Origin of the sequence: Symbiopectobacterium purcellii (assembly GCF_019797845.1) — a bacterium.
GTDB classification, from domain to species: domain Bacteria; phylum Pseudomonadota; class Gammaproteobacteria; order Enterobacterales; family Enterobacteriaceae; genus Symbiopectobacterium; species Symbiopectobacterium purcellii.
On the sequence record NZ_CP081864.1, the window covers coordinates 604,262 to 629,484 of the forward strand.

Below are 25,223 nucleotides of genomic sequence, written 5' to 3' on the forward strand. Positions count from 1 at the left end.
TCACAACGGACAGTCGTCCTACGGAAGCCACCGACAACGTGGCGAACGCAACATCCCACAGTAACACACTCAATGTGACTGGCTCACGGCTTCGTCACGTCTGTTGATCACCCAATGACACCACTGGTGCCGTGTATTTACATGCGCATTTGATTACTTATTCATTTCTATAAGGAAAGTATCACACATGAATCCTGCAACACAAAGCAAGAAAGCTGCTCACATCGAGTCGGCGCTACTCAACAAGTTAGCCCTGATAGGACAGAAAGCCTTTGCCACCGCCATGAACGTACCGGAGTACCAGGTCAGTCGCTGGAAGAACGGTCTGTTTCGCCAGGTCAGCCTGATGCTGGCCGTGCTGAACTACGGCATTGCCGATGATGAAATGGCTGAGTTAGCCAAACGGCTGGCGGGGTATTTGACCAAAGAAAAAGCCGGTCAGTGGGCAAACACTTTTCCGGCGTAACAAACAACAAACCATTTGATTTCAGGAGGAATTATGGCACGAAACAGCCGGAATTTCAAGCAAAAGGGCACGTGTCGTCCTCATCCTGACCCCGAAACATTGATGCCAGAGGATGCGGCGAAGAAATTCGCCGAATTCTTCCGCCTGCAACAGCAACTTTACCTGGCTCAGCATGAGTCCGAGGAGAAAAGCAAATGAGCATGTTATTAATGGCTAAGGCCATGAGTATCAAAGTTGGCAACCCGCTACGCAAGCTGGTTCTCCTTAAACTGGCTGATAATGCCAACTACAAAGGGGAGGCATGGCCGTCTATTCCCCATATTGCTCAACAGTGTGAAATGGCAGAGCGCACCGTTCAAGGCCATGTTCAGTCTCTGCAAAAAAGTGGCTTTCTCTGGATAGAAAAACGCAAGGGAAGCAACGGTATTAATCAGTCAAACATTTACCACCTTACGTTAGAGAAAGGGGAAAAAGAATCACTGAAGAGTGGTGCATGTCCTGCATCCTCTGATGGTGCAACTGCTACACCCCATGGTGAATCTCCTGCACCACATGGTGCAAATGCTGCACCAGGGGATGGTGCATCTGCTGCACCCAGAATCAGTCACTCTTTTGAACCAGTCATGGAACCTAAACCCCCCTTACCCCCTACCGGGGGCGATGAAGGGTCTTCCCTGCAAAGCCAAAAAACCAAAACAGCGCCACCTGACTATCAGGCTGTACTTCAGGCTTACAATGATGCCGCGGGAAATCGCCTGCCCAATGCCTCGACCCTGAACGATGCCCGCCGCCGGGCTATCAAGCGACTGTTGAGCGAGCTGGCAGAGCCCACGCCAGAAGCCGCCGGAAAGTATTTCCAGTACTTCATGGAGACCGCCAAGCCGTTTTACTTTGGCGAAAATCCCCGTCAGTGGCAGGCCAATTTTGATTACCTGCTACGCAGCGATACCCTGCTGAAAACCCGCGAGGGTGCGTTATGACCCAAAGTATACCGACCGTGCCGTACAGTCTGGATGCGGAAGAAGGGGTGATTGGTAGCCTGCTACTGGATGCGCAGAGCGACAATGCTCAGAGCGTGATGGCTTTTCTCAAACCCGAATCGTTCCACAGCAGTCATTGCCAGGCGATATTTTCCGTGCTGAAGGAGATGAATATACACCGCAAGACTATCGACAGCCTCACGGTGAACGACGAATTAGAAAACCGTGGTTTGCTCCATCTGGTAGGTGGATTTTCCTACTTGGCCCAGATAGCAAAAAATACGCCCAGTGCCGCTAATGTGGTGGGATATGCCCATGTCGTGCGGGACAAGGCTACAGAACGTTTTGCACTGCGTCAGGCTAACCAGATCACGGCGTTGTTTTACGAACGGAACGGGATGAGCGCAGCGGAAAAACTGGACGTTGCCCAACGGTTGATAACCGAAGCAACCGACTATGCTCAAACCGGCAACCGACAGGGATTACGGCGCATTGACGAGGTTGCCGACCGGTGGATACTGGCGATTGAAGCGCGCTGTAATGATCCTGAGGCCCATCGTGGCCTGTCAACAGGGATACCCGACCTGGATAAACTGCTGTACCCGAAATTTATCGTTAAAGGCTCGCTGTTCGTGATAGGTGCGCGGCCCAAGATGGGAAAAACGACGGTGATGACCGAGATGGCTCTGCATATGGGCGATGTCGCGAAGCTCCCCGTCGCCATATTCAGTCTGGAAATGTCAGAAGAACAGATTTTCGAGCGCATGGTAGGGCAGCAGGCACACGTGAACACCGACATGTTCTATCAGGGAGCGAAAAATCAGGAAGACTGGAAAAAGGTTTACGCGGCGGTTGAACGGATGCGCAATCACCCTCGGATCTGGCTGGACGATCAACCGGGGATGACGCTGGCGCACATCCAGGCAGAGTGCCGGAAACTAAAACGGAGCGAAGGGAAAATCGGCATGATTGGCGTGGATTACCTGACGCTGATGACGACCGATAAAGCCGATACCAATGCGCTGGCGTTTGGCAATATCACCAAGGCGCTGAAGAATCTTGCCAAAGAACTGGATACTGTCGTGGTGTTACTGACCCAGCTAAACCGCAATCTGGAAGAGCGTGCCAACAAACGCCCCATGCCCAGTGACAGCCGGGAAAGTGGTCAGATTGAGCAGGATTGTGATTATTGGCTGGGTATTTACAAGGAGCGCGTTTACGACGACCACGCCGACGAAACGTTAACTGAACTCATTCTTCGCCTCAATCGGCATGGCAAAACGGGGACAGTGTACGTTGACCAACGCGATGTAGAAATTTACCCCTGTGACCAGCAAGAGGCTGAGCGGCGAGCCGGTAAACAGGCGAACAGAAAGCCGCTGAAGGAAGTCATGGGATTTTAAAGCGAGGGAAATAGGCATGACAGCGTATCTAACAGAATTCATCGTGGGGCTGCTGGCAATAGCGGCCCTTTTTGTTTGGGTGGGTAAATTCAGAGGTGGGTGATGGATAAAACACGCTTCCTGCTGCGTGATGAACGAATACGAAAAAACCTGAAAACGTTTATTGAACTGTTCAAAAATGAACCTGACAAGGAGTAATTATTGGAGCTATCGAAAGATGGCATCCGTCTTCACAAGAGCAACTTTCAGGCCATAGGCCAACAGCTACAACCCCTTCTCGAATCTGGCGAATGTTACCGCCTCATAATCAAACCGTGGCGTGACAAGCGCAGCACCTCTCAGAACAGCCTTTCCCACAGGTGGTACGCAGAAATCAGCGCCTATCTGATTAAGCGCGGCAAGCCTTTTGCGTCTCCAGAATGGGTTAAAGACGCTATGAAACACACGTATCTGGGTTATGCAGGTAGAGAAATGGTTGATGTGGTGACGGGTGCAAAAACAACGGTAAACCGTCTACGGCATACGGCAGGCCTCGATACGGGCGACATGCATTTCTATCTCACGCAGGTAGAGGGGTGGGCGCGTGAAATCGGGTGCAACCTGACGATACCTAACGACTGCGAATATAAAAAACTCAAACAGGCGCAGAACTAATGAGCACACGAAAACGGATCCGTGAGTATTTCAAATCTCACGACAAAGCAACTTACACCCAGATACGCGAATACTGTCAAAAACATGGCTTTCTCAGCGGCAATATCGCATTCGCCGTGAACAACATGATGAACCGTGGCGAGCTTGCTAGAACCGGTAACGCTGGCTCTTACCTGTATTCCCCGACCGAGCTACTTAATGGGGAGATAGCCACTGGCAGGCCGCTAGGTGCAAAGGATAAGCAGCCTCGTGCACGCAAAAGCAAGCAAGTTGAGGCGGTGAGGAGATTTGACCAACTACTGCGCGAGGTGCGTTATTCAGGGGATTATTTTGGGAGAGTCGGATGAAGAAAATACCTTTCAAGTACGATGGGTTAACTAGTGAAGAGGCGGAGCTCCTCGTCAGGCACTACAAAGACAACGGCTATCGCGCTGTCAGGTCACTGAGCAGCGACCCGAAATACTGGGATGTCGTTGTCACCCTTTATGAACAGCACTACCTCAAACCAACGCCACGCTCAATGGTTAACAGGATGTGGAGGTAAATATGGCGCTAAAACGCGATAAGCATGACGCGGTATTTTCTGAGCTTGTGCGCGAGAGAACCAACTGGCAGTGCGATTATTGCGGTAACTATTTTCATCACGACCACGGCCATCTTCATTGCTCCCACTTCAAGTCCCGTCGACACAAGGCAACCCGATACCATCCCTTCAATGCTTTTGCTCATTGCGCCGGCTGCCACCGTAAATTGGGTGAAGATCCGTATGAGTTCACGATGCACGCCAGTATCACTTATGGGGAGAGGGTTATTGACCGCGTGGCGCATCTGGCAGCAGTGCCGGTGCGGCTAAAGTCGTGGCAGATGGATGAGATTTATCAGCACATGAAAACTGAGCTCAAGCGCCTGCGGGAATTACGGGCCGGCGGAAATATCTGGCGAATCGAGTTCACGCTACCACCCTGGTATCAGGAGGGCGTTACCTATCGCGTGGGGGAAGCGGCATGAGACAGCGTGTGCGACTGACGGCGGAAGATATTCCGCTTATCCGGGCGCTACTGTACTCCGGCATGCCGGTGGCTGAGGTGGCGAGGAAATTCGAGACCAGCAAGCAGCATATCTACAGCATCAGGAACGGCAAAAACTGGGGGGCGGTGAAATGAGAGATATACAGCAGGTTATGGAGCGCTGGGGCGCATGGGTGGCAGATAACCGAGAGGATGTTTGCTGGCCTCCTGTTGCTGCGGGTTTTTCCGGGCTTATTCCGTCAAGGGTTCGTAGTCGCATTCAGTGCTGTGATGATGATGGACTCATTATTTCTAACGTTATGGCTGGGTTACGTAGTAAACATCCAGTGCCCCATAACCTGTTGTTTGATTATTACGTGTTTGGCAAAACATTTATGCAATTGGCTCATGAGCACCATTGCTCTGATGGGCACATAGGCAAGAAGCTACAAAACGCTGAGGGCATCATTGACGGCTATCTCATGGCGCTGGATATCCGACTGGAAATGGACAAATACGTCAGCCGTGAGGCCGTAGCTTGACGATGAAGAGTATCCGGGGCTATATTTACCTTGCAGTCGCAAAATCGACTGTTGGGATTGGTCTCCCAGATACCTAATCGACTCATAAGCCGCGTTAGCGGTTTTTTTATGCGTAAAGCACAGCAATACTCAGATTATGGTGGGCTGTGTGGAAGAGCCACAAAGCTCACCGGACGGTTAGGCCGGGAAGACCAATTCCGCACAGTTCACCACCTATCGATTGGTCTCGGTAGTGGTGATAGTACACCTAACCAGAGGTATCTATCATGACAAAAGCAACTACCCCAGTAGCGTTTTCATTTCATGAAACCCACGATGTTCGCATTCAACTTATTGAAGGTGAGCCGTGGTTCTGTCTGAAAGATGTATGCGATATTCTTGCTGTTACAGTAGCAAGCCCATCCCGTTTTCAAATGGATATGGAGGGGGTTACAAAAAATGTAATCCCTACAGAAGGCGGCAAGCAGCACCTGACTTTTGTCAACGAACCGAACCTCTACCGCGTCATCTTCCGCAGCAACAAGCCAGAAGCGAAGCAATTTCAGGATTGGGTATTTAATGAAGTCTTGCCAACAATCCGTAAGACGGGCAGCTACGAGAGAAACTCAGCAGTAGAACCGTTGTCACCTAACGATATGAGCAACCTTACTCGCCTTGTCTGGCTAATGACCAATGGCATGAAGTTCGAGAGGGCGTGGAATGCTGGTGTATGGCATTGCCTGCGTTCTGTAACCGGTAGACCATCACCGGAGCCCTTCTCAGTAAATGATTTGCCAGCCCTCGGTGAAGAATGTCGCAGACTGTTGAAAGTTACCTCAAGATTCAACTCGGTAGTCTACGACTTCGAGAAAGAGGTTATCCGCTCGGTAGTCAGGCGGCGTGGCGACATGGAGTTGATGATCGAAAAGATGAAAGGCCAAATGCTGGAATTTCAGGATAATGAACGTGACGGAATGCTCGCTCTGGATAAGTTATGCGAGTCCGGCGTAAAAAATTTACTTTATCGCCAATAAGGTGTTTACGTACGTAAAAAACGCAATATCATGGTAAGAGTGACTACTGCGTCATGATACTTATCGAACTCAAGCCCTAGCCTAAACGCTGGGGCTTTTCACATTCAAGGCTGAGCTAATTGCTCGGCTTTTTTATTTCCCCTTTTCAGTAACACACAGCGCCCACTTAGCGGATGAGGCTATGACACGAATGAGCACTCTCTACAGCAGGCTTTCATACGGAAGCGGAACGGGGCTAATAGGGCTGGGCGCATCTGCCCGAGCCTACGCTCAGGCAACAAAAGAAAGCGTATGGTTGCTTGCAAACAAAATGGCCGGGTTAACGCTCGGTGATTGGGCGATCATCGTCGGTATGGTCTGCACTATCGGCACCTTTGCTATCAACTGGTACTACCGCAGGAAGGAATACCAGTTAAGGGAAAAAGGCGGTGCGTGATGTCGAAAGCAAGCAAACTCAGTGCGGCAATGCTGGCGCTTATTGCTGCTGGCGCATTAGCACCTGTCATGATGGCGCAATTCCAGACTGAAAAAGAGTCTGTCCGTATGAATGCCTACCCTGATGGCGGCGGTATCTGGACGATTTGCGGTGGCGTGACACGGGTAGATGGCAAGCCAGTCGTGAAGGGCATGAAGCTGACCACTGAACAGTGCGCAAAGATTGACGCCATAGAGCAGCAAAAAGCGCTCGATTGGGTGGATCGTAACGTTAACGTGCCGCTCACTGAGGTGCAAAAAGTCGGTATTGCCTCGTTTTGTCCGTGGAGCATCGGCCCCGGTAACTGCTTCACCTCAACGTTCTACCGCAAATTGAATGCAGGCGATCTGATGGGTGCCTGTAAAGAGATTAAGCGCTGGATTTGGGACGGGGGCAAAGATTGTCGTATCCGCTCAAACAACTGCTACGGGCAGATAGCGCGGCGTGATCAGGAATCAGCGCTTTCGTGTTGGGGGCTGGGAGTATGAAAATCCTTCGCGGTTGGCAAATTACCGGACTGGCCCTGTTGGCCGGAATAGCACTCGGTGGGTACGTGCAAGGGCTACGCTGGAGTGCTGATGTAGCAGAACGCGGCCAGAAAGCCTCTGACGAGATCAGCGCTGGTCAGCAGGCTGTCATTGCGGGTCAGGCGTTCCAGTTTCAACGCTTCAATGAAATAGCGCGCCAGGCCAATCAGTACGGCATCAACATTAGGGCCCAATCCGATGAAAAGCAGCGTGTTTACCGCACCATCATCAAGTGTGAACCGGCTAGCCGCCGGTGCGTTCCTGATGATGTTGCTAGCCGGTTGCTCGACTACACGAACAGTCTACGTGCCAGCGCAATGCACACCGCTACCGGCAAGTCTGACGCAGCCAGTGTTAGCGCCATTACCACCGCCTGCCGATTGACATACGCGCAGGCCGTTTACTGGATTGATCCGCTGCTGACGGTGATTGACCAGGCGAATAGCCAACTGTCAGGTATCAGGGAAATTGAAGGGTCACGCAACCACTGACACGGCGCAACGCTGTGAAGAAGTGGAACGTCTGCGAAACCAAACAATGAGCCTCGGCACCGTCCGGGGCTTTCTTTTCGCCTGCGCATCCTCGTGCGCACAAAACCAAGAGTCTTTCGGGATATGAGCCTGAGACAGAGTGGCGGTTTCATCGCTAACCCCTCTTGGGCCACTCCTGTCTACGAGGCAGGCTCTATCACCAAAAGGAAATAGTGATGCAATTAGTGGAAATAAAGAAACTTGATCTCGTAGCGAATACTATGGAGATTGCTGAAGGTGTTAAGAAAGATCATGACACCATCATCAAGCTTGTTGACCGTAATAAAGCCGATCTGGAAGAGTTCGGGCCACTCGGATTTGAAATCCGTATGGTTGAAAGAAGTCAAGGTGGTGGCAAGCCTCTTCGTGTTGCATTTCTCAACGAGCAGCAAACTACACTCTTAATTACCTATATGCGCAACAATGATGTTGTGCGTGCTTTTAAAAAGCGTCTAGTTGCTGAATTCTTTCGTATGCGCAAGGCATTAGCGGGCAAAAAAATAGATCGCAATACCGCCCAGCTTGAGTACCGCCCAATGACTGACGCTATCAAGCATGAGCGTGAGGCTCAGGGGAAAACCATTGCGCCACATCACTTCAGCAATGAGGCAGATTTAATAAACCGTATTGCACTGGGTATGACATCCGCAAAATTTCGCGTCCACCATGAAATAGGTAAGAAAGAATCCATCCGTGACTATCTGACGCCAGAGCAAATCCACTGCATTACCGAACTGCAACGCGCCAATACGGTATTCATTGGCATGGGCTGGGACGTTGAACAACGCAAGGGCACGCTGATGGGAATATTCACCAAAAACCATCGCCAGCCACTGATTGAAGAACAACACCGACTGGCAGCTTAGTATGACAAAAAGCGAAAGAGAAACGTTGAGGCTCGGTTAATCCTGGCCCTTTTTTTGTGTCCTGCAATATTCCCACACGCCATGCCCGGCGTAATCAAAGCATAGAGTCTTACAGAAACAAGCCTTGGAGAAATGCTGGTTCAGGCCGGTAGCCGTCTCTATGCGCAAGCGTTTCTGGGCAACAAGGCCCGTTTCTATAAGGTAGCTACCGCTATGACTACATCATTAGTTGTTTTATCCAGCCATGAAGCCCCGACCATGAGCAGTCTTGAAATGGTCGATTACATTAACGCCGAACGCAAAGCGAAAGCAGAAGCCGAGGGGTTGAAGTTCCCATGCAAGAAGTATCGTCGTCTTCAACACAATAATTTCATGGCGAAAACGCCCAAAGTATTGGGCGAAAATCAATCTGCTAAATTTTTAGCAGATTACACAGACGAAAAAGGTCGCACATATCCCTGCTACCGCTTCTTTAAGCGTGAAGCCTGTTTGATGGCAATGAGCTACAGCTACGAACTTCAGGCGCAGGTATTCGATCACATGACCGCTCTCGAAGGTGGCAAGGATATTAACCTACTTGATTTCACCGGATTGGCAGAGATGGCAATCAGCGAGATGCAAAATCGTGTTGCAGCCGCTGAAAAGTTTTCCTTTAAGGAGCATGCTCAGGTAGTAAGTGCTTTGTTCACCCTGCGTAAGAAAGAAAAGAAGGCCATTAAGAAAGCCGAGCAGTTGGTTAAAGACCTTATCCAGTTCAGGTTGTGCGATTTGGGCGATTTCCCTGATGGAGAGCCAGCATGAACCATCCTGATTTCATCCACGCTAACGTGAAGTCGAAACTCATCAGTGACGGGTTTGCTATCTCCGTAGCTCAGATGTGTGCAAACAAAGCGCTAGACCACTACCGCTGTTCAAGCTCAGCATCAGGGAGGGGGAAGATATTTGACGATTGCTTTCGCATAGCAAAGGCATGGGCGATGAAGTACCAGCCCAAAAAGAAATGACGAAATCGAGAGCATTCGGCAAATAGAAGCGCAACGTCAAGAAAGGAAATAACCATGGCAAAACCGGACTGGGAGGCCATCGAATCGGCTTACCGCGCTGGTTTGCTGTCACTCCGGGAAATCGCATCACAGCATAGTATTAGTGAAGGTGCCATACGTAAGCGGGCAAAGCGCGATGATTGGTCGCGTGACCTCGCAGCAAAGGTGAGAGAGCGTGCCGACGATTTGGTACGCAAAGCGGAGGTACGCAAACAGGTACGGAGTGAAGTTACTTTCACCGAGCGCGTACTTGTAGAGGCCACTGCTGAGGTTATCGCGACGGTGCGCATGGCTCAGCGCGGAGATATCAAGCGTGCACGGGAAATAACCAACGCTCTGTTTGATGAACTGGGTGCTCAGTGTGCAGATGTTGAAGCGTTGCACAAACTCGGTGATTTGCTGATTGAGCCAGACGATAACGGGCGCGACAAGCTGAACGAGATTTACCGTGCGATAATAGGGATGCCGGAGCGAGTGAAAGCCGTTAAGGCTCTCAGTGAAGCACTGAGGAATCTTATTGGACTGGAGCGGCAGGCTTACGGGCTAGATACCGAAGTCGCACCAACCACTGGTGATGACAGCAAAGAAAAAAACATCAATGACCTGGCTCGCCGGGTTGCATTCGTGTTCACCCAATCAATGAAAGAAAGTTCTGGCACATAGCGTCGCTGCGATTAATCAAGGACAAATCAGGCATTCTCCATGACAATTTCCTTTGATGACGTACTGGATCGCCTTTCAGGGCTTAACCCTGCACAGTTGGCAGAGGTTGAAAAAGAGGTGATGAAGGCCACGGGTGAAATGTTATGGGTGCCAAATCCAGGCCCACAAACAGAAGCATATTACTGTGAAGCCGATGAACTGTTCTATGGCGGTCAGGCGGGTGGCGGCAAGTCAGCGCTAATTAATGGCTTAGCAGTCATGAATCATGAGCGCTCGCTGATACTGCGACGCATTCGAGAGGATGCAAAGAAGCTCGCAGAGGCTGAGTTAATTGGGCGTTTGTTTGATGGCTCTCGTGATGGGTGGAACGGTTCTGATCTGGTTTGGCGTTATGGAAAGAAGCTAATCCAGTACGGCGGCTGCGAAATGGAAGTGGATAAGCAGCGCTATAAAGGCGACCCCCACGACCTGATTTGCTTTGACGAAGTGACGGACTTTAGCGAAACGCAGTTCGAATTTATTACTATCTGGAATCGTTCTGCTACAAAAGGGCAACGCTGTCGTGTTGTAGCAACCGGGAACCCACCTACGAGTGCTACTGGCCTATGGGTGATTCGCCGGTGGGGTGCATGGCTTGATCCTAACCATCCAAACCCAGCTAACCCTGGGGAATTACGCTGGTACATTCGTAACGAGCAGGGTGAAGAGGTTGAAGTAAATGGTAGAGGTCCGCACGGTTATGCACCAGAGGGTTCACCCATTGAGGCTAAATCACGCACCTTCATACCGGCTAGGCTTAGTGACAATCCCGATCTATTTGCTGATGGAGAATACTCCAGAACGCTTAATCTTCTTCCCAAAGCGTTGCGTGATGCATACCGAGACGGTCGCTTCCAGGCATCATTAGAAGACGACCCGTATCAATGTATACCGACAGCATGGGTACAGGCTGCAATGCAGCGCTGGACCCCGCAACCGCCTATAAACGTACCTATGTGCGCCATCGGCGTAGATGTGGCTCAAGGCGGTTCTGATAATACCGTCCTGTCTCCACGACATGGCTCATGGTTTGCGATTTTAATCAAGGTCCCAGGCAAAGACACGCCTGGTGGTACTGATGTCGCCGGGATTGTCATATCAAAAAGGCGCGACGGTGCAAAGGTCATTATTGATATCGGTGGCGGGTGGGGCGGCGACGCCTACGCGCATTTGAGAGAGAACGGCGTTGATGCCGTCTCTTTCATGGGGATCAAACCATCGGTTAGGCGGACGCAGGATAAAAAGCTCAAATTCTACAACATTAGAACGGAGGCTTATTGGTCGTTTCGTGAGGCACTCAATCCAGACCAGCCAGGTGGCTCTCAAATCGCACTCCCCAACGACCAGGCGCTCCTTTCCGACCTGACAGCGCCAACCTACGTGGTTAAGCGAGCGCATGATGGCGGCGTCATTCATCTTGAACCGAAAGAAAAACTAAAAGCGCGTCTCGGCAGATCACCCGATGACGGTGACTCGGTGGTCATGTCTTGGTTCGACGGCGAGAAGCAATTCAACGTAAGGGGAGGCTATAGAGTCCGCTCCAGCAATGCTGCGCCCACGGTCAATCTTGGGCATTCAAAAATGAAGAGGAAACGATAATGAGTGGAGCGGCTAAGGCAGTTGGAAATATTGTCGGGTCAATTCTCGGGACGGGTAATAGTTCTCCGAATGTAACGGTGGCCACTGAGCCAGAAAAGGAAATGCCGACAGAGGATATGGATGCAGTTAAAGCGGCAAGGCGTAAGAGCGTGATCGCACAGCAACAGCGAAGCGGACGTAGTAGCACTATTTTAACGGGTGGCAGTAATCGATTGGGTGGTTAACGATGGATAGCAGAGCGAGTGAGTTGATAAAACAGGGCGATTTCCTGTTCGGAAAGAAAACGACTTTGCTGTCGCTCTGGCAAGAAACCGCAGAAAACTTCTACCCTGAGCGCGCTGATTTCACAATATGCCGGTCTCTGGGGGCTGAGTTCGCCGATCACCTAATGACTTCTTATCCAACGCTGGCCCGTCGCGAGTTGGGTGATGCTTTCTCTACGATGTTGCGCCGGGGAAAATGGTTCACTCTCTCCGTTGGTGAAAACTCACCGAATCAGTCAGCTAAAGTCTGGCTCGAATGGGCAAGAGATATTCAATATCGCGCCATGTATGACAAACGCACACAGTTTGTGAAAGCCACAAAACAAGGTGATCACGATTACGCGGCATTCGGGCAGTGTGCCATCAGTGTTGAGCTAAACAGAAACGCAGATGGCCTTCTGTATCGTTGCTGGCACCTTCGAGATTTGGCCTGGTGTGAAAATGCAGAGGGTGCGATTGATACTATTCATCGCAAGTGGGAGCCAACAGCGCGTGATTTAAAGCATCTGTTTGGCAACAACGTGGCGCAGAAAGTAAATGGCGCGTTGGAGAAAGACCCGTACCAGAAGATTAAGTGTCGCCACATTGTTGTTCCGTCTGAGTACTATCAGACAGGAAAGAAATTCAATGCGCCTTTCGTCTCCATCTACATTGACGTGGATAATCAACACGTGATGGAAGAGACTCCATCATTCGACAAAATTTATTGCCTTCCACGCTGGCAAACGGTATCTGGTTCTCAATATGCATACTCACCAGCAACTATCGTCGCGCTACCAGATGCGCGGCTGATTCAGTCTATTACCCGCGTGTTATTGGAAGCTGGCGAGAAATCAGTGGATCCGCCAATGGTGGCAAATCGCGAGGTGTTCCGCGATGACTTCAACCTAATGGCGGGCGGTATAACCTGGGCTGATATCGAGCTTGATACTGATATCCGAAACGTGATCGCCGAGTTTGGCAAGAGCACATCACTACCGACCGGGATTAACATCCGCGACGATGTTCGTTCGATGATCCACCAGGCATTTTACCTGAACAGCCTGACTTTGCCCGATACCAGCGGTATGACAGCTTATGAAGTTAGTCAGCGTGTCCAAGAGTACATTCGGCAGGCAACGCCGCTATTCTCTCCGATGGAGCCGGAATACAACGGCGACCTGTGCGATATGACGTTTAATAAACTGATGCGGGCCGGGGCATTCGGTTCGGTCTATGACATACCGGAATCGCTACAGGGTGAAGATGTTCAGTTTACGTTTGAAAGCCCGCTACAGACTGCGCTGGGCCAAGAGAAGCAAGGACAGGCTCAGGCTGTTGCACAGATTCTGCTGGGTGCTGCGCAACTTGAGCAGGCTCCCGGCGCTGTAAATGTCGATGTCAACGGCATGATCCGCGATGCAATCTCTGGCTCTGGCGCTCCGGCCAAATGGCTACGCAGTGAAGATGAAGTGGCACAGATTCAGCAGCAAAATCAAGCAATGCAACAGCAAGCAGCAGAGGTTGCACAATTGCAGCAGGGTGCTCAAACGGTAAGCGATGTGGCAAACGCCGCTCAGTCAGTTCAATCACTCGCGGGGGCGGCATGACGAAAGCACCAGCACCATATGAGCCTTATCTATGGGCTGACAACCTGAATGTTGTGTATGCGTTCAAGACATTAAATGCAGGAACAGCAAGCGAAGAACAGCAAAAGCTAATTATGAAGTCGCTGATGGATATTACCGGCTATTACGACCTTAGCTATCGCCCCGATAGTGAGCGAGACACAGCATTTGCAGAGGGCAAGCGCTTTATTGGCGCTCAGTTGGTGAAGATGGTCAACCTGCCCGGTGCTATGATAGAGCAATCCAAGCAGCGAAAGAAACAATCACCCCCTAAATAACCCGCTTCGGCGGTTTTTTTTTGAGGAAATCCCATGCTTTTTCGAAACATGCTCCTGAAATATTATGCCGAAGCAGGCGATGAAGGCAGCGCAGACGGCGCACCTACAGCAACGGCTACGCAGGAGAAGCAAACCACAGCGCAGCAAGAAACCACCGCCAATGCTGAGACAACGAACGTTCTCAACTCGCCGGATAAAGAACCCCCGGCAGCACCACAGAAATTTCCTGAGAACTGGCGCGATCAGTTGGCTGGCGATGATGCCAAGTACCGTAAACAGCTTGAGCGCTACTCGTCGCCAGAGGCTTTGGCAAAGGCGCATCGCGAGTTGCAAGCCAAGCTCAGTTCCGGTGAATTCAAAACTGCCAAGTTGCCTGATAAGCCAACTGATGAAGAGTTAGCGAACTGGCGCAAAGAGAACGATGTTCCCGATAAATCGGATGATTATCTTGATGGGTTGCCATCTGGCATCGTGTTTGATGATGCGGAAAGGGCTCGCGTTGGTTCGTTCCTGGCTGAGATGCACGGCAAGAACGTTTCTAAAGAACATGTGCAAGCTGCTATCGAGTGGAATCAGCGCCAGATTGAGCAGGAAATGGTTGAGCGCCATGAGCGTAACCTTGCCGCCCAGCAAAGCACGGAAGATGAATTGCGGCAAGAGTGGGGCCCTGAGTACCGGCGCAACATCAATCTGATTAACGGCATGTTGGAAGGTTTGCCGCAGGATGCTAAAGAGCTCTTCCTGGGCGCGCAAACCGCTGACGGCGTATCCATATTCAACAACCCTGGCGTCGCTAAATTCTTCGTTGATCTCGCTCGCCAAGTTAACCCTGTGGGCACAGTTGTTCCCGGCACAAACAACATATCGGCAATTGATACCGAGATTGAGCAGATAGAGAAAGTAATGAAAGAGAATCGATCTGCCTACAACAAAGATTCGAAAATGCAAGATCGCTATATGCAACTTCTCGAAGCAAAAGAGCGTTTCACCTAGCAGTACAAATCCGCACATACGGCCCCGTTTTGCAAGCAACGGCCCCTCTTCACTGAGGACACCCCGCTATTGCTTGAAGAAAGGATACCCCCTCGGTGCCATATTCAACCGATGAGGAAATAAAAAAATGGCGAGTACCGCGTTTCAAACACTATACCGCAATGAATTCATTGCCGGTTTCGAACAGAACCAATCACTGGTTCGACAAACTACCATTACTGACGGCATTCCAAAGGGAAACCAGTTTGTATTCCTGGTGGCCGACTCTGGTGGCGCTACCGCGGTGACGCGTGGCGTTAACGGCATGATCCCCGCGCGCGCAGACAACCTGAATCAATACACAGCAACGCTGGTTGAATGGCACGATCTGGTGCGTAAGACAAATTACAACGTCTTTGCCAGCCAGGGCGATCAACGCGCCATTATGCAAGGTACAACAATGGCCGTGCTCAATCGCAAAATTGACCAGGACATTATCAGCGGACTATCCGCGCCCCTGATCCGTTTGTGGCACCCTTGCCCCCAATCGGCCAACTCGAAGGAAAAATACTTGCGGTTTCTGGCGGTAAGCCTATTGGGGTTTTGCCGGAGTCCGGTAGCGCGGCAGAGGTGTTAATTCAACTAGCCGCAACATCAGGGGCCGGATTGGTTGTGGGAGCATCTGGCAATACGGTTCAGACAGAAATTAACGATATTAAAGAGGAACTGGTTGATATTTCCACAAACGGAGCAAGTAAACTGTCCACTCCCAGAAATATTAACGGCGTTCCGTTTGATGGTACAGCTAACATTACCTTGCCGTTGGATCTTCCTGTTGGCTCTCCCGTTCCCTATGCCTTATCAACCCCGCCCGCTGGTTGGCTCCAGTGCAACGGCCAGACATTCAACAAAACCACCTATCCGCAATTGGCGCTTGCCTATCCGTCTGGAGTGTTACCTGACCTGCGCGGCGAATTTATTCGTGGCTGGGATGATGGGCGCGATGTTGATCCTGGGCGTTCACTGCTCTCAGCGCAGAATGATGCGATGCAACCGATAACAGCAAAATGGGTGATAGACGATATGGCGGCTGGCGGTGACATCAATTATCCCCCCTCCGGGGCCTTATACATCGACAGCAGCGAGAGGGTTAATTACGACGCGGTATCAACACGTGCGAGAAGTGGCGCACGCGGGGTGTTTGATTCCTCGCTACAAACACGAACCGCTAACGAAACCCGCCCGCGCAATATCGCCTTTAACTACATTGTGAGAGCAGCATGATGAGCAACTATTCCACTGATATTGAGACTGCCGAATTAGGCGAAAACGGCCTCAGCAAAAAGGCTGGCTGGATCACGGTCTATCATGTGCATCCGGACACACGGGAATACTTGAGTGCCAGTGATGAATATCTGATGGCGGACGTAGGTTTACCTGCGCACAGTTACCCCGATAAACCGGTGTTGCCGCCGGCGGGTCAGGCATTACGGCGCAGCCTTGACGGGTTGTCTTGGGAGCATGTACCCGATTATCGGGGTAAAACCGTTTACAACACCGGGACACGTGAAGCCTCGACTGTCGCGGCGATGGGTGAGCTACCCGAAGCGGTAATGCTACTGGCTCCGGCAACGGAATTTGATACCTGGAACGGCAAGAAATGGGTAACAGACAAAGCCGCCCAACACACAGCAGAAGTCCAAGCGGCGCAGCAGGCGGCAAAGCAGGAATTAGCTTCACGGCTGACCGTTGCGAGTGCGCGTATTCAGCCGCTACAGGATGCAGCAGACCTCGATATGGCCACGGAAGTAGAGAGGGCGCAGCTTGTCGCGTGGAAAAAATATCGCGTGCTGCTTAACCGTGTAGATATCAGCAAAGCGCCGGATATCGACTGGCCGGTAGTGTCGGAGTGATGGCCGATGAGCTGGAAAAGCTCCTGCCTGAGGCGGTGAGCAATTGGGGTGATTACCACGCACCTGATGGCACGGTCATCAAAGAGGTGAACGTCGTCAGCTACGGCAGCATATCGCGTTACTGATTGAAGCGATACAAGACCTGTCCGCGAAAGTGAACGAGCAGCAGGTGTACATAGATGGGCTTAACGCGTTGATGCCTTTATATAAATTTGTTTGTTTTCAGGAGATACAGTATGGATTCTTTTAGTGAAGTAAAAAAAGTAAGTGTTTTCAATGTATTAATTTATCAAGAAATTAATATATTAAAACAAGAGTGTTGTTTTTTACTTGAAAAAGCAAAGATTTATTCTAATGGGTTACATCAAGCATGCATTATGATAAAAATTGCCCTTAATGATGAGGAAGGTAATGTATTGAATGTATCTGAAAAACAACTTATTAACTATTTAAGTTTTTATTGCGAAAACGAAAATGAATTATCACCTTATGTAATTATTGATAGAAACCAATATGAATATGTAACTCCAATTACTGATCTTCATGGCAGAAAATTATATCAACATGAAAAAAATGTTACAGAGATAAAATATTTCGTTAGAGCTATCAAAGCAGGTGAGTATAAAATATGTGTAAAATTTTCACCACCGGGATTTCAATCATCAGATTGCCCAGAGAAAAAAATTCACATCAAGGCAATAGAGCAAGAGTCAATATATGACGAACAAGTTTATGTGACATATACTAATAAAAAACTCGAACATGAATTAGGATGGACAAGTTTCAGCAAGTACTTGGGAAGGTCAAGTGAACATTATTCAGGAAAGGTGCAAAAAAATATATATACTATGTTTCCAAGAAACACACATGCAGACAACACTAATATATTATCTTCACATAAATTATCTTTTTATTTTAAAAAACACCCTAGTATTATTGAAACCGAAGAGGCGTATGACACCTGTGTAATTAACAATACTATGTTAAATATGGATAGGTTATGTGATTTTACAAGAGAAGACAAACAGTGTTTTAATCTTTTTGGTGCGAGCAATGTTCCTGTTTGGTTTTCTGCTTTTACAAAATATGGTAGCTTCTATTTGAATTTTTGGTATTCTGCAGATGAAAATAGGGAAATTATTATAAATGACAGCATTATATTGGATGGGAATGGTTACACATATAAGTGCTATCCCTACTTTAAGGACAAAATAGAAAAACAAGAGGATAACGGTACATTAACAGTGGTTAATTATCAGATTGAATTCCCAATAAACGATGAGGATACTAAACCCCACCGTTGGATTGGTGATGCTCCAGAAAGAAAAGCCCCTTACTTTGCAGTAGCATCTTTTATAGATTCATATGGCAATCCAGGTGAATATGAAATTAAATTAAAAGATGAAGTTGAGTATTTTAAAAAGGTTAATTTCATTTCTAAAGTGAATTTTTCTAAAGTAGCTTTATTGAATAATAAAACATTATGTTGCGCGAATTTAGATAATAAGTGCAACGCTCGGTAATAGTTGTAGAGAGTGTAGGCTTTATTGAATAAATCGAAATTTCAGGAGATTGGCGAATCTGAACGCTACAGTCGTTTCAACATCAGGTCCCCATGGCAAAGCAAAAGTCTCAAATCACCAACGGGTCCCCGTATACAAAAATGCGCTCAGGCAGCGGGGGGGGGACTGTGCCGTGTTATGGCGTAAAAATGCGGTGTGAATGTGATTTGTCACGCCTAAGGAAGGGAGTCGGCAAGTCGAAATGGACGGTAAGTTATTGATAAAAATGTCGTGTATTGTCGTGCTTTGTTGTGTTTTGTTGCCTGTTTTTTGAGCGATAAAGTCATTCAATATATTGATAATAATGGTTTTTATTTATTTTAACTCTGCTAAGCATGCCATAGCGCCATAAAAATACCGAGATTATTATTCAATATGTTATAGCGTATCGGTCGAAATTACTCGAAATTCGATCGAAATTACTCAATCTCAGTCCACTCAGCGCCCCTGACATTTCGGTATTTATCCGTCATCTCTGATGACTTATGTCCGAGCAATTTTTGCGCATAATCCCTCCCTTTCTCATCAGTGTAGAGTCGTGCCGCCAGGCTTCTGATTTCATGAAATGAGGGAGGTTTGCGTTCCCATGTTAATCCTGATATACGGCGCGCCTTCAAAAAAGCGGCAGATATCGTTTTTGCGGCAAATTGCTTGTATTTGGTGTTTGCGACAATATGCGCTATTCCGTTGTTTAATTTCCTGAACTGGTTCAGTACATCAGCAAGGCATAAATTGAGGCAGTCGATGCGGGTTGTCTGGGAAAACGCCAGCATCATGCCTGTTTTTGCTTGCTTGATGTAAAGCCGTCCGTCTTTTAAATCCTCCCAGCATAGCGCCTGTATATCGCCGAGGCGTTGACCTGTCACCAAAGCAAGGTCAAGGCAGGGCCCGACCCAGGCGGGTAATCTATCCGCTGCCTTGCGGATGACTTTCCACGCATCCAGGGTTATGCGCCCCCGTTGAATATTTATACGTTGGTTTCGGGTGGCTTCGGCAGGATTGCTTTTGAGTAGCCCCTCAGCAATCGCTTCACGAAACAGGTCACGTAACAACGCCCTGATGCAGTTCGCCATTGTCACTTTTCCTTCTTTTACCCACTGATGAAGGAACGAGGCAATGTCTTTGGTTTCTACCTGCTGAATAGCGAATTCACCTAAGTGGGCATTGACTGCTTTCAGGTATTTATTGTACTCGCTCATCGTTTTCGGCTTGAGTTTCCGTCCTTCGAGTATCCTCAGATAACGTTCAGTCCATTCGCTAACTGTAGTCACCTGTGTGTCGTTGATGCGGTCAACGAGCGGTGATGGTTTTGATGAGCCATAAATCGCCATATTAGCGGCGATGGCTTGCGTAATGGCCCCCTGTCGATGGCGGCCCAGGCCATACTCTTTTCCGGTGCGCGGGTCACGGTAGCAAAAATAGCCGCCATTGCGCGGTTGCAGGTTTGGCGGCAAATCGCGGTTCTTATGGCTTCTCCGGCGTGCCATGTCTTATCCTCGATAACAGGGTGGGGTGAAGGGCGCTGGATGGGCCAATGTTTTTGTTCTGGGTGAGCTTGCAGGCGTTTTCCTCAACCAGATATTCGCGCCCATCTCGTATCGGTGCGGGAAAAATCATTCCGCTCCTGACCAATCGCCTGACGGTTTCCATGCAGCGCGGACGGGTTTGCCGCCGGTTCCACTCGGATAAGGTGATGTATGCCATTATTTACCTCTGCTAAAATCAAGCCGCTGCGCCATTTGTCATGGTGGCAAGGGGGGATTTGTGAATCTCAGAAACGGTACCGTGAAGGTTGCAGGCAGGGTGTGCGGTGATGAAGGTGATTTCAGGCGGTAACAGCCTTGATTAAGGTGCTGGTGCAGGTCGTGTCAGCGCCAATGATATAAGTCCCTAAATCACCATTTGATTTGTCCGCCCTTCTACAGCAGTAGACGCCATTGAAAGTGGGGTCGGTATTGCGTCTGAGTTCCCTGCTGATGGTCGAGCGAGGCATATCAAGCTCTCTGGCGATGGTAGCTTGGTTGACACCTTCACCACGTCGCTTTTCGATGTAGAACCGTTCTTTCTGAGTCAGATGTTTTCCCTGTATGCAACAGGCTCTCCAGTAAGGCCAGAACGCTCATTTTATCCGGGTCTGGCCAGTGTGCCACTTTGTTGCGTTTCGAGTGGGAATGGGGCAATAAATCCGATCATCAAAATAAATATTGGACATTTTTTCCGATAGTGCCGTTTTGCCTGGGCGGTTTATGCCGGGAATCCGTAGTGTGTGACTATCAAATAATTTATTTCGATAAGTCTTGACGATCTATGTGTGGTTGTGTATAATGCTCTCAAAGGGGTGTTTTGGGAAAGTTCGCACGACAGTATCATCGGCACGTTCATTGTGTGGGGGTATTATTTCTGATAGCCAATCAACGTATTGAAGGCTTTGTTGAATAAACATATTTTATGCTGCACCCCCGGTGAAACGACAGATCATCGCAACGCAAAATCATGCAGTTAGATAAAACTGTACACCTGATGTGACAAGCATTTTCAACCAAAAATTGCATGGAAAAACAGCATGATTCACTATTATTCAACAAAGCCCGTATTGAATACATGATCGTCTTAATGCGCCGTAAATACGTATATATGCCGTCACCAACGGTCGGGGCGTGTGTTTTTCTCTCTCGGTTATGCTGGGCATGGAACTGTTTTAATCTGTTTGTTACCGGCTCAGATAAATGAATATTAATTTTATTAAGGTTTGTCATGCGGCTTCGTTCACTTATTTTCGGTGTGACTGCGTTTTTTTGTTTTTTTCTGGCTGCAGATGCTGTCGCGGCAATGTACGTCTACCCGATGGTAGCCTCTCTTGATGACAAAAGCACCAGGCAACTGACGCTTGTATCAAAAGATGATGATGTGCAATTTGTTAAAGTGACGCTGAAACGAATAGAAAATCCCGGCACGCCGCAGGAGCGTGAAGTTGTCTCCGATATTGGCGGTGATACCGGCATTGCTGTGGTGCCCTCGAAAATTGCGCTGGCAGCCGGCAGTGAAAGGATTGTCCGAATTGTATCAATGTTACCACCAGAGAAAGAAACAACCTGGCGTATTTACTTTGAGTCTGTAGATAAAAACACCTTCTCTTCTGAGATTACCGGGAAATCATCAAATAAAGATATTTCCACCCGGGTGGGTGTCAATATAATCTGGGGTGTTTTATTGCATGTGCCGCCTCAGAATATAGTGGTCAGCATGAAATACCGTCCGGGCTCATCTGAAATCTTAAATGATGGTACGGTCAGATTGCAATTAAAGGAAATTGGCATCTGTGATAAGCAGGGGAACTGCAAATGGCAAAACAAAGTGAAAACAATTTATCCAGATATGCAGGTCATCCTTAAAGATTTTACGTTCAAACCAGGTGAGCAGTACAAGTTTAAATATACAGATGTTACAACCGGCAATGTGAAGGAGATAACGCCTGAGGCATTGCCATAGTACTTTTTAAGAACAGTTGATTTAAGGGTAACTGATGAAAAAAATTCTTTCATATTCACTGCTTTCTGCAGCCATTCTGACTTTCACATCCGCGCATGCTGTGACAAGAGACATCACCGTCACGGCATCGATTGATCCGACCGTGGATATCACGCTCTCTGACGGCACGGCTTTGCCGGACACCATTGCCATGTCGTATTTGCCGAGTCATGGGCTCAATTCCGTCTCAAGGAGTGTGAAGCTCTGGTCTAACTCAGCCACTGCTGACCTGACTATTGCCCTGGCAACAAGTTCACCATCACTGAGCGCACCGACGACGACCACCACCATCCCTCTTACGGTGACGCTGAACGGTATCGAGCTTAATACGGCGAGCTCGAAACTGGAGTTTGCCGAGTATTTCCCGAACGGGATTACTAACGGCTCAATCACAATCCCTCTGGTGATATCCCAGACAACCAAGGGTGTTGTCAGTACTGCGGGTGACTACAGCGGAACCGTCTCCCTGGTTCTGGCGCAGGCAACAAGCCAAGGCTCCTGATTTATTAATTCATACCTGGCGGCAACCCCGTCAGGTATCTTCTGTGCGGGTTTTATGTGAACCGATTTCCAGTCTGTAGTATTCTCTTTCCTTTTGCAGTCATCATTCCAGCGATATCTCATGCCACTATGCGTGTCCCGGCAGGGTTTGAAGAGTTGATTCAGGGTCAGGAATTTCAGTCAGAGGTTCAGGTATATGGTCAGTCTCTTGGCATGGCCCGTATCCGGGTGGACCTTGAAAATATAACCTTTCTTGAGCCTGATAAATTATCGCTGGCCATCGCGAAACTTTACGGCAATCCCTCCGGACTTGATTCCCTGCTGACAAAAAAACTTCATCTGCCATTGAGCAGGAATGGCCAGTTATCATGCAGTGCCCACCGGGGGCGTGTCGGCTGTGATTATCTCAAAACAGACAGCCTCGGTCTTATTTATGATGAAAACAATAATGTAGTCAGACTGTTTCTCAGCGACCGTTACACTCTTCACGAGCCTGAAGACAGTGGTTATTACCAGGCCACGCCAGCAGGCCGCAATGCACTTATTCACCAGCAGGCTCTAAATCTGGCCACGACGGGTCAGTATCAATCACTGACATTAAGAGGTAATGGCACTCTCGGGCTGGGAGAAACCAGCTATGCCAATGTGGACTGGAGCTGGCTGAGCCAGCGTTCTGGTCATTCCGGTACCCAGCAGGCGGAAGCCTCTAATGCGTATTTCAGGCAGGATTTTCTGAAACGCATCTATATCCAGGCCGGACTGATGAATTCTCAGGATATCTATACGAATGCGGGGGGGAATATAGCCCTGAATCAGTTGCCGATAGGGCGCATTCGCGGCTTTCGTATGGGGTCGACTCTGGCGTGGGCAAATAAAAGCAAAATGTCAGCAGGCACGCCTGTGAACCTGTTTTTACCCCGGGATGCGCGAGTGGATGCCTACCGGGATAATCAGTTGCTCAACACGTTCTACCTCAAAGCCGGCATGCAGTTACTCGATACCAGTATGTTACCGGCGGGCAGTTACACGCTGACCTTGCGTATTTATGAGAATAACCAGCTCGTACGAACGGAATCACAGCTTTATACCCGCCAGGAGATAGGGTGGGGGAACGGATTTCAGTGGTTCCTGCAGGCGGGTTCACCGGACAGTGAACGCTCCTCCATGACTACGGATGCTTCACATGAGCATTTTGTCATGCATGCCGGCGGTCGCCTCCCTCTGACAGACACGCTGGCGCTTACGGCCGGAACGGCTGTACTCAGTGAGTCTGAATATGCCGAAGCGGCAGCCGACTGGCTTCATGGATTTGACGCGGGGGGGCAGCTGAGCACGCGGGTCAGCTCGCTGCAAGGCAGCGATGGTTCCCGAGGGAATACCCAGCAGGTGAGTTACAACGATGGTTTCGCTCTCAGCTTTTACCGCACATCACGGACGGCGGATGACTGTAATGTCCAGCGCTCGCATATTTATGACTTCACGGGCTGCTACAAAAACACCAGCGTGATGTTGTCTGTTCCCGTAATGAGCTGGCAGGTCATTGTGGGTTATACCCTTAGCGATAATCAGGGGCGTTATGTTTACCGTCAGGACCTGGATGAAAACAGTGCTGAATATAATGCCGGTGCCCCCTGGGAACAGGTGTACCAGTCCCGCTCCCGTAGCGAGAACTGGCAGCTTGGTCTGAATCGCAGCTTTGCTGTCAATGGCCTCAATATAAACACGCGGCTGAGCGCTTATGTCAGAAATGTCAGCACCTACAGCAGCCCCGACAAAGGCGGGTATATCGGGGTATCAATATCCCGCAGTACGAAACTTTCAGGCGGAGCTCGCCGGACAACCAGCGCCGGCGTCAGCTGGCAGTCTGGACAGCCAAGTGGAAGTCAGCTTGGGTACAGTACATCAATGACCCAATATGGCGAAGATAACGGAAATGACCGCATAGGCGTGGCATTGTCAGGCGTCAATACTGATACGGTGAATGGCTCGGTCACCGGAAGTACCGGCAGTCAGTACGGTGATGGCACGCTGACGGTAAGTGATGCGTGGGACCGTTCAGGAAGCCGCCGGCATACCTTTGGCAGCAGCGGAGCCTACAACTCCTCCCTGGTGGTGGACCGGTCAGGCGTGGCGCTGGGGCGCTGGAGTAATGACGGCGCGGCCTCAGCCTTTGGTGTCTCCGTCGGGCAGAGTGATGGCGAGACCGGTTCCCGGGTCAGTATCTCCGGTCTCGGGCGTCGGACGGATATCACAAGCGGGCGGCGGGCAGTGTTTACGACGCAGGGATATCAGGAAAGCAGATTCAGTATCAATGAGTCGGGCGTCCCCTCTGACGGGGTGGCGGCTGAAATCACCCGGGGTACGGGCACGACCACGGCCTTTATGGCTCCCGGTAAAATACTTAATAAAGAGGTTACCGTGAGTCCGCGCTATATCTGGCTCGGCCGGTTGCTTGATGGTTCACGTCAGCCTCTTGAGGGCGCTATCCCCCTCAATGTGGCGTCATGGACGTCAGTCGGTGACGGCGGTTTTACCATGGAGACGGAGTCACGCATGGACCAGCTGTACGTTATGCGGGCAGACCGGTTCTGGGTGTGTGCACTGAAGGTGCGGAAAGTACGCGATGTCGTTCGCTATCTGGGTGCCACCACGTGCCAGCGCACAGATATGGCGCATCTGCCGTCAGCAGAGCGTCGTCAGGTTACCCTGATGACCGCCGGGTCAGAGCGTACAAACAGCCCGGTAGCAATGACAGACTAATACGTTTACACCAATAATCCAGACCGTGAGAG

At 49.7% G+C, this 25,223-nt stretch carries 33 protein-coding genes; 30 read left to right on the top strand and 3 right to left on the bottom strand.

The window, feature by feature from the left end:
• Positions 1 to 187: 187 nt before the first annotated feature.
• From K6K13_RS02950 to K6K13_RS03075, 27 genes are all read left to right on the top strand, one after another.
• Positions 188 to 466, top strand: coding sequence for a CII family transcriptional regulator (locus K6K13_RS02950; RefSeq protein ID WP_222159477.1), 279 nt, complete (start codon positions 188 to 190; stop codon positions 464 to 466).
• Between the two features lie 33 nt (positions 467 to 499).
• Positions 500 to 664, top strand: coding sequence for a hypothetical protein (locus K6K13_RS02955; protein ID WP_222159478.1), 165 nt, complete (start codon positions 500 to 502; stop codon positions 662 to 664).
• Positions 661 to 1,446 (top strand): helix-turn-helix domain-containing protein, encoded by a 786-nt coding sequence (locus K6K13_RS02960; protein WP_222159479.1) that lies wholly within the window; start codon positions 661 to 663, stop codon positions 1,444 to 1,446. Before K6K13_RS02955 ends, K6K13_RS02960 begins: the two co-directional genes overlap by 4 nt.
• Positions 1,443 to 2,849, top strand: a complete 1,407-nt coding sequence (locus tag K6K13_RS02965; RefSeq protein ID WP_222159480.1) for a DnaB-like helicase C-terminal domain-containing protein — start codon at positions 1,443 to 1,445, stop codon at positions 2,847 to 2,849. The genes K6K13_RS02960 and K6K13_RS02965 overlap by 4 nt, the downstream gene beginning before the upstream one ends.
• A gap of 201 nt (positions 2,850 to 3,050) precedes the next feature.
• Positions 3,051 to 3,503, top strand: a complete 453-nt coding sequence (locus K6K13_RS02970; RefSeq protein WP_222159481.1) for a YbcN family protein — start codon at positions 3,051 to 3,053, stop codon at positions 3,501 to 3,503.
• Complete coding sequence (locus K6K13_RS02975) at positions 3,503 to 3,850, top strand: hypothetical protein (protein ID WP_222159482.1); 348 nt, start codon at positions 3,503 to 3,505, stop codon at positions 3,848 to 3,850. Before K6K13_RS02970 ends, K6K13_RS02975 begins: the two co-directional genes overlap by 1 nt.
• Complete coding sequence (locus K6K13_RS02980; RefSeq protein ID WP_222159483.1) at positions 3,847 to 4,047, top strand: hypothetical protein; 201 nt, start codon at positions 3,847 to 3,849, stop codon at positions 4,045 to 4,047. Before K6K13_RS02975 ends, K6K13_RS02980 begins: the two co-directional genes overlap by 4 nt.
• A 2-nt stretch (positions 4,048 to 4,049) precedes the next feature.
• Positions 4,050 to 4,511 (top strand): hypothetical protein, encoded by a 462-nt coding sequence (locus K6K13_RS02985; protein ID WP_222159484.1) that lies wholly within the window; start codon positions 4,050 to 4,052, stop codon positions 4,509 to 4,511.
• The gene (locus K6K13_RS02990; protein ID WP_222159485.1) at positions 4,508 to 4,666 is read left to right on the top strand and encodes a helix-turn-helix domain-containing protein; all 159 of its coding nucleotides are present in this window, start codon (positions 4,508 to 4,510) and stop codon (positions 4,664 to 4,666) included. Before K6K13_RS02985 ends, K6K13_RS02990 begins: the two co-directional genes overlap by 4 nt.
• Positions 4,663 to 5,052, top strand: coding sequence for an antiterminator Q family protein (locus tag K6K13_RS02995; RefSeq protein ID WP_222159486.1), 390 nt, complete (start codon positions 4,663 to 4,665; stop codon positions 5,050 to 5,052). The genes K6K13_RS02990 and K6K13_RS02995 overlap by 4 nt, the downstream gene beginning before the upstream one ends.
• Before the next feature lie 266 nt (positions 5,053 to 5,318).
• Positions 5,319 to 6,065, top strand: coding sequence for a BRO-N domain-containing protein (locus K6K13_RS03000; protein ID WP_222159487.1), 747 nt, complete (start codon positions 5,319 to 5,321; stop codon positions 6,063 to 6,065).
• 181 nt (positions 6,066 to 6,246) lie between these two features.
• The gene (locus K6K13_RS03005) at positions 6,247 to 6,501 is read left to right on the top strand and encodes an HP1 family phage holin (protein WP_222159488.1); all 255 of its coding nucleotides are present in this window, start codon (positions 6,247 to 6,249) and stop codon (positions 6,499 to 6,501) included.
• Positions 6,501 to 7,028, top strand: a complete 528-nt coding sequence (locus tag K6K13_RS03010; RefSeq protein WP_222159489.1) for a lysozyme — start codon at positions 6,501 to 6,503, stop codon at positions 7,026 to 7,028. The genes K6K13_RS03005 and K6K13_RS03010 overlap by 1 nt, the downstream gene beginning before the upstream one ends.
• Entirely contained in the window at positions 7,025 to 7,558 is a 534-nt protein-coding gene (locus K6K13_RS03015; RefSeq protein WP_252120401.1) for a hypothetical protein, read from the top strand. Before K6K13_RS03010 ends, K6K13_RS03015 begins: the two co-directional genes overlap by 4 nt.
• 215 nt (positions 7,559 to 7,773) lie before the next feature.
• Entirely contained in the window at positions 7,774 to 8,463 is a 690-nt protein-coding gene (locus K6K13_RS03020; protein ID WP_222159490.1) for a Rha family transcriptional regulator, read from the top strand.
• A 213-nt stretch (positions 8,464 to 8,676) separates the two neighbouring features.
• Positions 8,677 to 9,264, top strand: a complete 588-nt coding sequence (locus tag K6K13_RS03025) for a Rha family transcriptional regulator (RefSeq protein WP_222160945.1) — start codon at positions 8,677 to 8,679, stop codon at positions 9,262 to 9,264.
• Between the two features lie 257 nt (positions 9,265 to 9,521).
• Positions 9,522 to 10,169, top strand: coding sequence for a hypothetical protein (locus K6K13_RS03030; protein ID WP_252120402.1), 648 nt, complete (start codon positions 9,522 to 9,524; stop codon positions 10,167 to 10,169).
• A gap of 39 nt (positions 10,170 to 10,208) precedes the next feature.
• On the top strand, positions 10,209 to 11,807 hold the full coding sequence (locus K6K13_RS03035; RefSeq protein WP_222159491.1) for a terminase: 1,599 nt from the start codon (positions 10,209 to 10,211) through the stop codon (positions 11,805 to 11,807).
• A complete protein-coding gene (locus K6K13_RS03040) occupies positions 11,807 to 12,031 on the top strand; it encodes a hypothetical protein (RefSeq protein WP_222159492.1) in 225 nt (74 codons plus the stop codon). The genes K6K13_RS03035 and K6K13_RS03040 overlap by 1 nt, the downstream gene beginning before the upstream one ends.
• 2 nt (positions 12,032 to 12,033) lie before the next feature.
• On the top strand, positions 12,034 to 13,659 hold the full coding sequence (locus tag K6K13_RS03045; RefSeq protein WP_252120403.1) for a portal protein: 1,626 nt from the start codon (positions 12,034 to 12,036) through the stop codon (positions 13,657 to 13,659).
• Complete coding sequence (locus tag K6K13_RS03050) at positions 13,656 to 13,955, top strand: hypothetical protein (protein ID WP_222159493.1); 300 nt, start codon at positions 13,656 to 13,658, stop codon at positions 13,953 to 13,955. Before K6K13_RS03045 ends, K6K13_RS03050 begins: the two co-directional genes overlap by 4 nt.
• A 33-nt stretch (positions 13,956 to 13,988) precedes the next feature.
• On the top strand, positions 13,989 to 14,948 hold the full coding sequence (locus K6K13_RS03055; RefSeq protein WP_222159494.1) for a hypothetical protein: 960 nt from the start codon (positions 13,989 to 13,991) through the stop codon (positions 14,946 to 14,948).
• Between the two features lie 127 nt (positions 14,949 to 15,075).
• Positions 15,076 to 15,564 carry a phage major capsid protein gene (locus K6K13_RS03060; protein WP_222159495.1) on the top strand — a complete coding sequence of 163 codons (489 nt, stop codon included), beginning with the start codon at positions 15,076 to 15,078 and terminating at the stop codon, positions 15,562 to 15,564.
• Between the two features lie 35 nt (positions 15,565 to 15,599).
• A complete protein-coding gene (locus K6K13_RS03065) occupies positions 15,600 to 16,211 on the top strand; it encodes a phage tail protein (RefSeq protein ID WP_252120485.1) in 612 nt (203 codons plus the stop codon).
• Positions 16,208 to 16,840, top strand: coding sequence for a tail fiber assembly protein (locus tag K6K13_RS03070; protein ID WP_350338149.1), 633 nt, complete (start codon positions 16,208 to 16,210; stop codon positions 16,838 to 16,840). Before K6K13_RS03065 ends, K6K13_RS03070 begins: the two co-directional genes overlap by 4 nt.
• Positions 16,840 to 16,965, top strand: coding sequence for a hypothetical protein (locus tag K6K13_RS23420; RefSeq protein ID WP_286206779.1), 126 nt, complete (start codon positions 16,840 to 16,842; stop codon positions 16,963 to 16,965). Before K6K13_RS03070 ends, K6K13_RS23420 begins: the two co-directional genes overlap by 1 nt.
• A 111-nt stretch (positions 16,966 to 17,076) precedes the next feature.
• Positions 17,077 to 18,363 (top strand): hypothetical protein, encoded by a 1,287-nt coding sequence (locus tag K6K13_RS03075; RefSeq protein WP_222159496.1) that lies wholly within the window; start codon positions 17,077 to 17,079, stop codon positions 18,361 to 18,363.
• 458 nt (positions 18,364 to 18,821) lie between these two features.
• On the opposite strand, the gene K6K13_RS03080 is transcribed toward K6K13_RS03075, so the two are convergent.
• The 3 genes from K6K13_RS03080 to K6K13_RS23525 form a co-directional block, all read right to left on the bottom strand.
• On the bottom strand, positions 18,822 to 19,856 hold the full coding sequence (locus tag K6K13_RS03080; RefSeq protein WP_222159394.1) for a tyrosine-type recombinase/integrase: 1,035 nt from the start codon (positions 19,854 to 19,856) through the stop codon (positions 18,822 to 18,824).
• Between the two features lie 10 nt (positions 19,857 to 19,866).
• Positions 19,867 to 20,106, bottom strand: a complete 240-nt coding sequence (locus K6K13_RS03085) for an excisionase (protein ID WP_222159395.1) — start codon at positions 20,104 to 20,106, stop codon at positions 19,867 to 19,869.
• Between the two features lie 121 nt (positions 20,107 to 20,227).
• Entirely contained in the window at positions 20,228 to 20,491 is a 264-nt protein-coding gene (locus K6K13_RS23525; protein WP_222160937.1) for a helix-turn-helix domain-containing protein, read from the bottom strand.
• Positions 20,492 to 21,156: 665 nt separating this feature from the next.
• Here K6K13_RS23525 and K6K13_RS03095 point away from each other — a divergent pair.
• The 3 genes from K6K13_RS03095 to K6K13_RS03105 all read left to right on the top strand — a co-directional run bounded on the left by K6K13_RS03095 (position 21,157) and on the right by K6K13_RS03105 (position 25,191).
• Positions 21,157 to 21,891, top strand: coding sequence for a fimbrial protein (locus tag K6K13_RS03095; protein ID WP_222159396.1), 735 nt, complete (start codon positions 21,157 to 21,159; stop codon positions 21,889 to 21,891).
• A gap of 100 nt (positions 21,892 to 21,991) precedes the next feature.
• On the top strand, positions 21,992 to 22,432 hold the full coding sequence (locus tag K6K13_RS03100; protein WP_252120395.1) for a CS1 type fimbrial major subunit: 441 nt from the start codon (positions 21,992 to 21,994) through the stop codon (positions 22,430 to 22,432).
• 128 nt (positions 22,433 to 22,560) lie between these two features.
• Entirely contained in the window at positions 22,561 to 25,191 is a 2,631-nt protein-coding gene (locus K6K13_RS03105; RefSeq protein WP_222159398.1) for a TcfC E-set like domain-containing protein, read from the top strand.
• Positions 25,192 to 25,223: the final 32 nt, after the last annotated feature.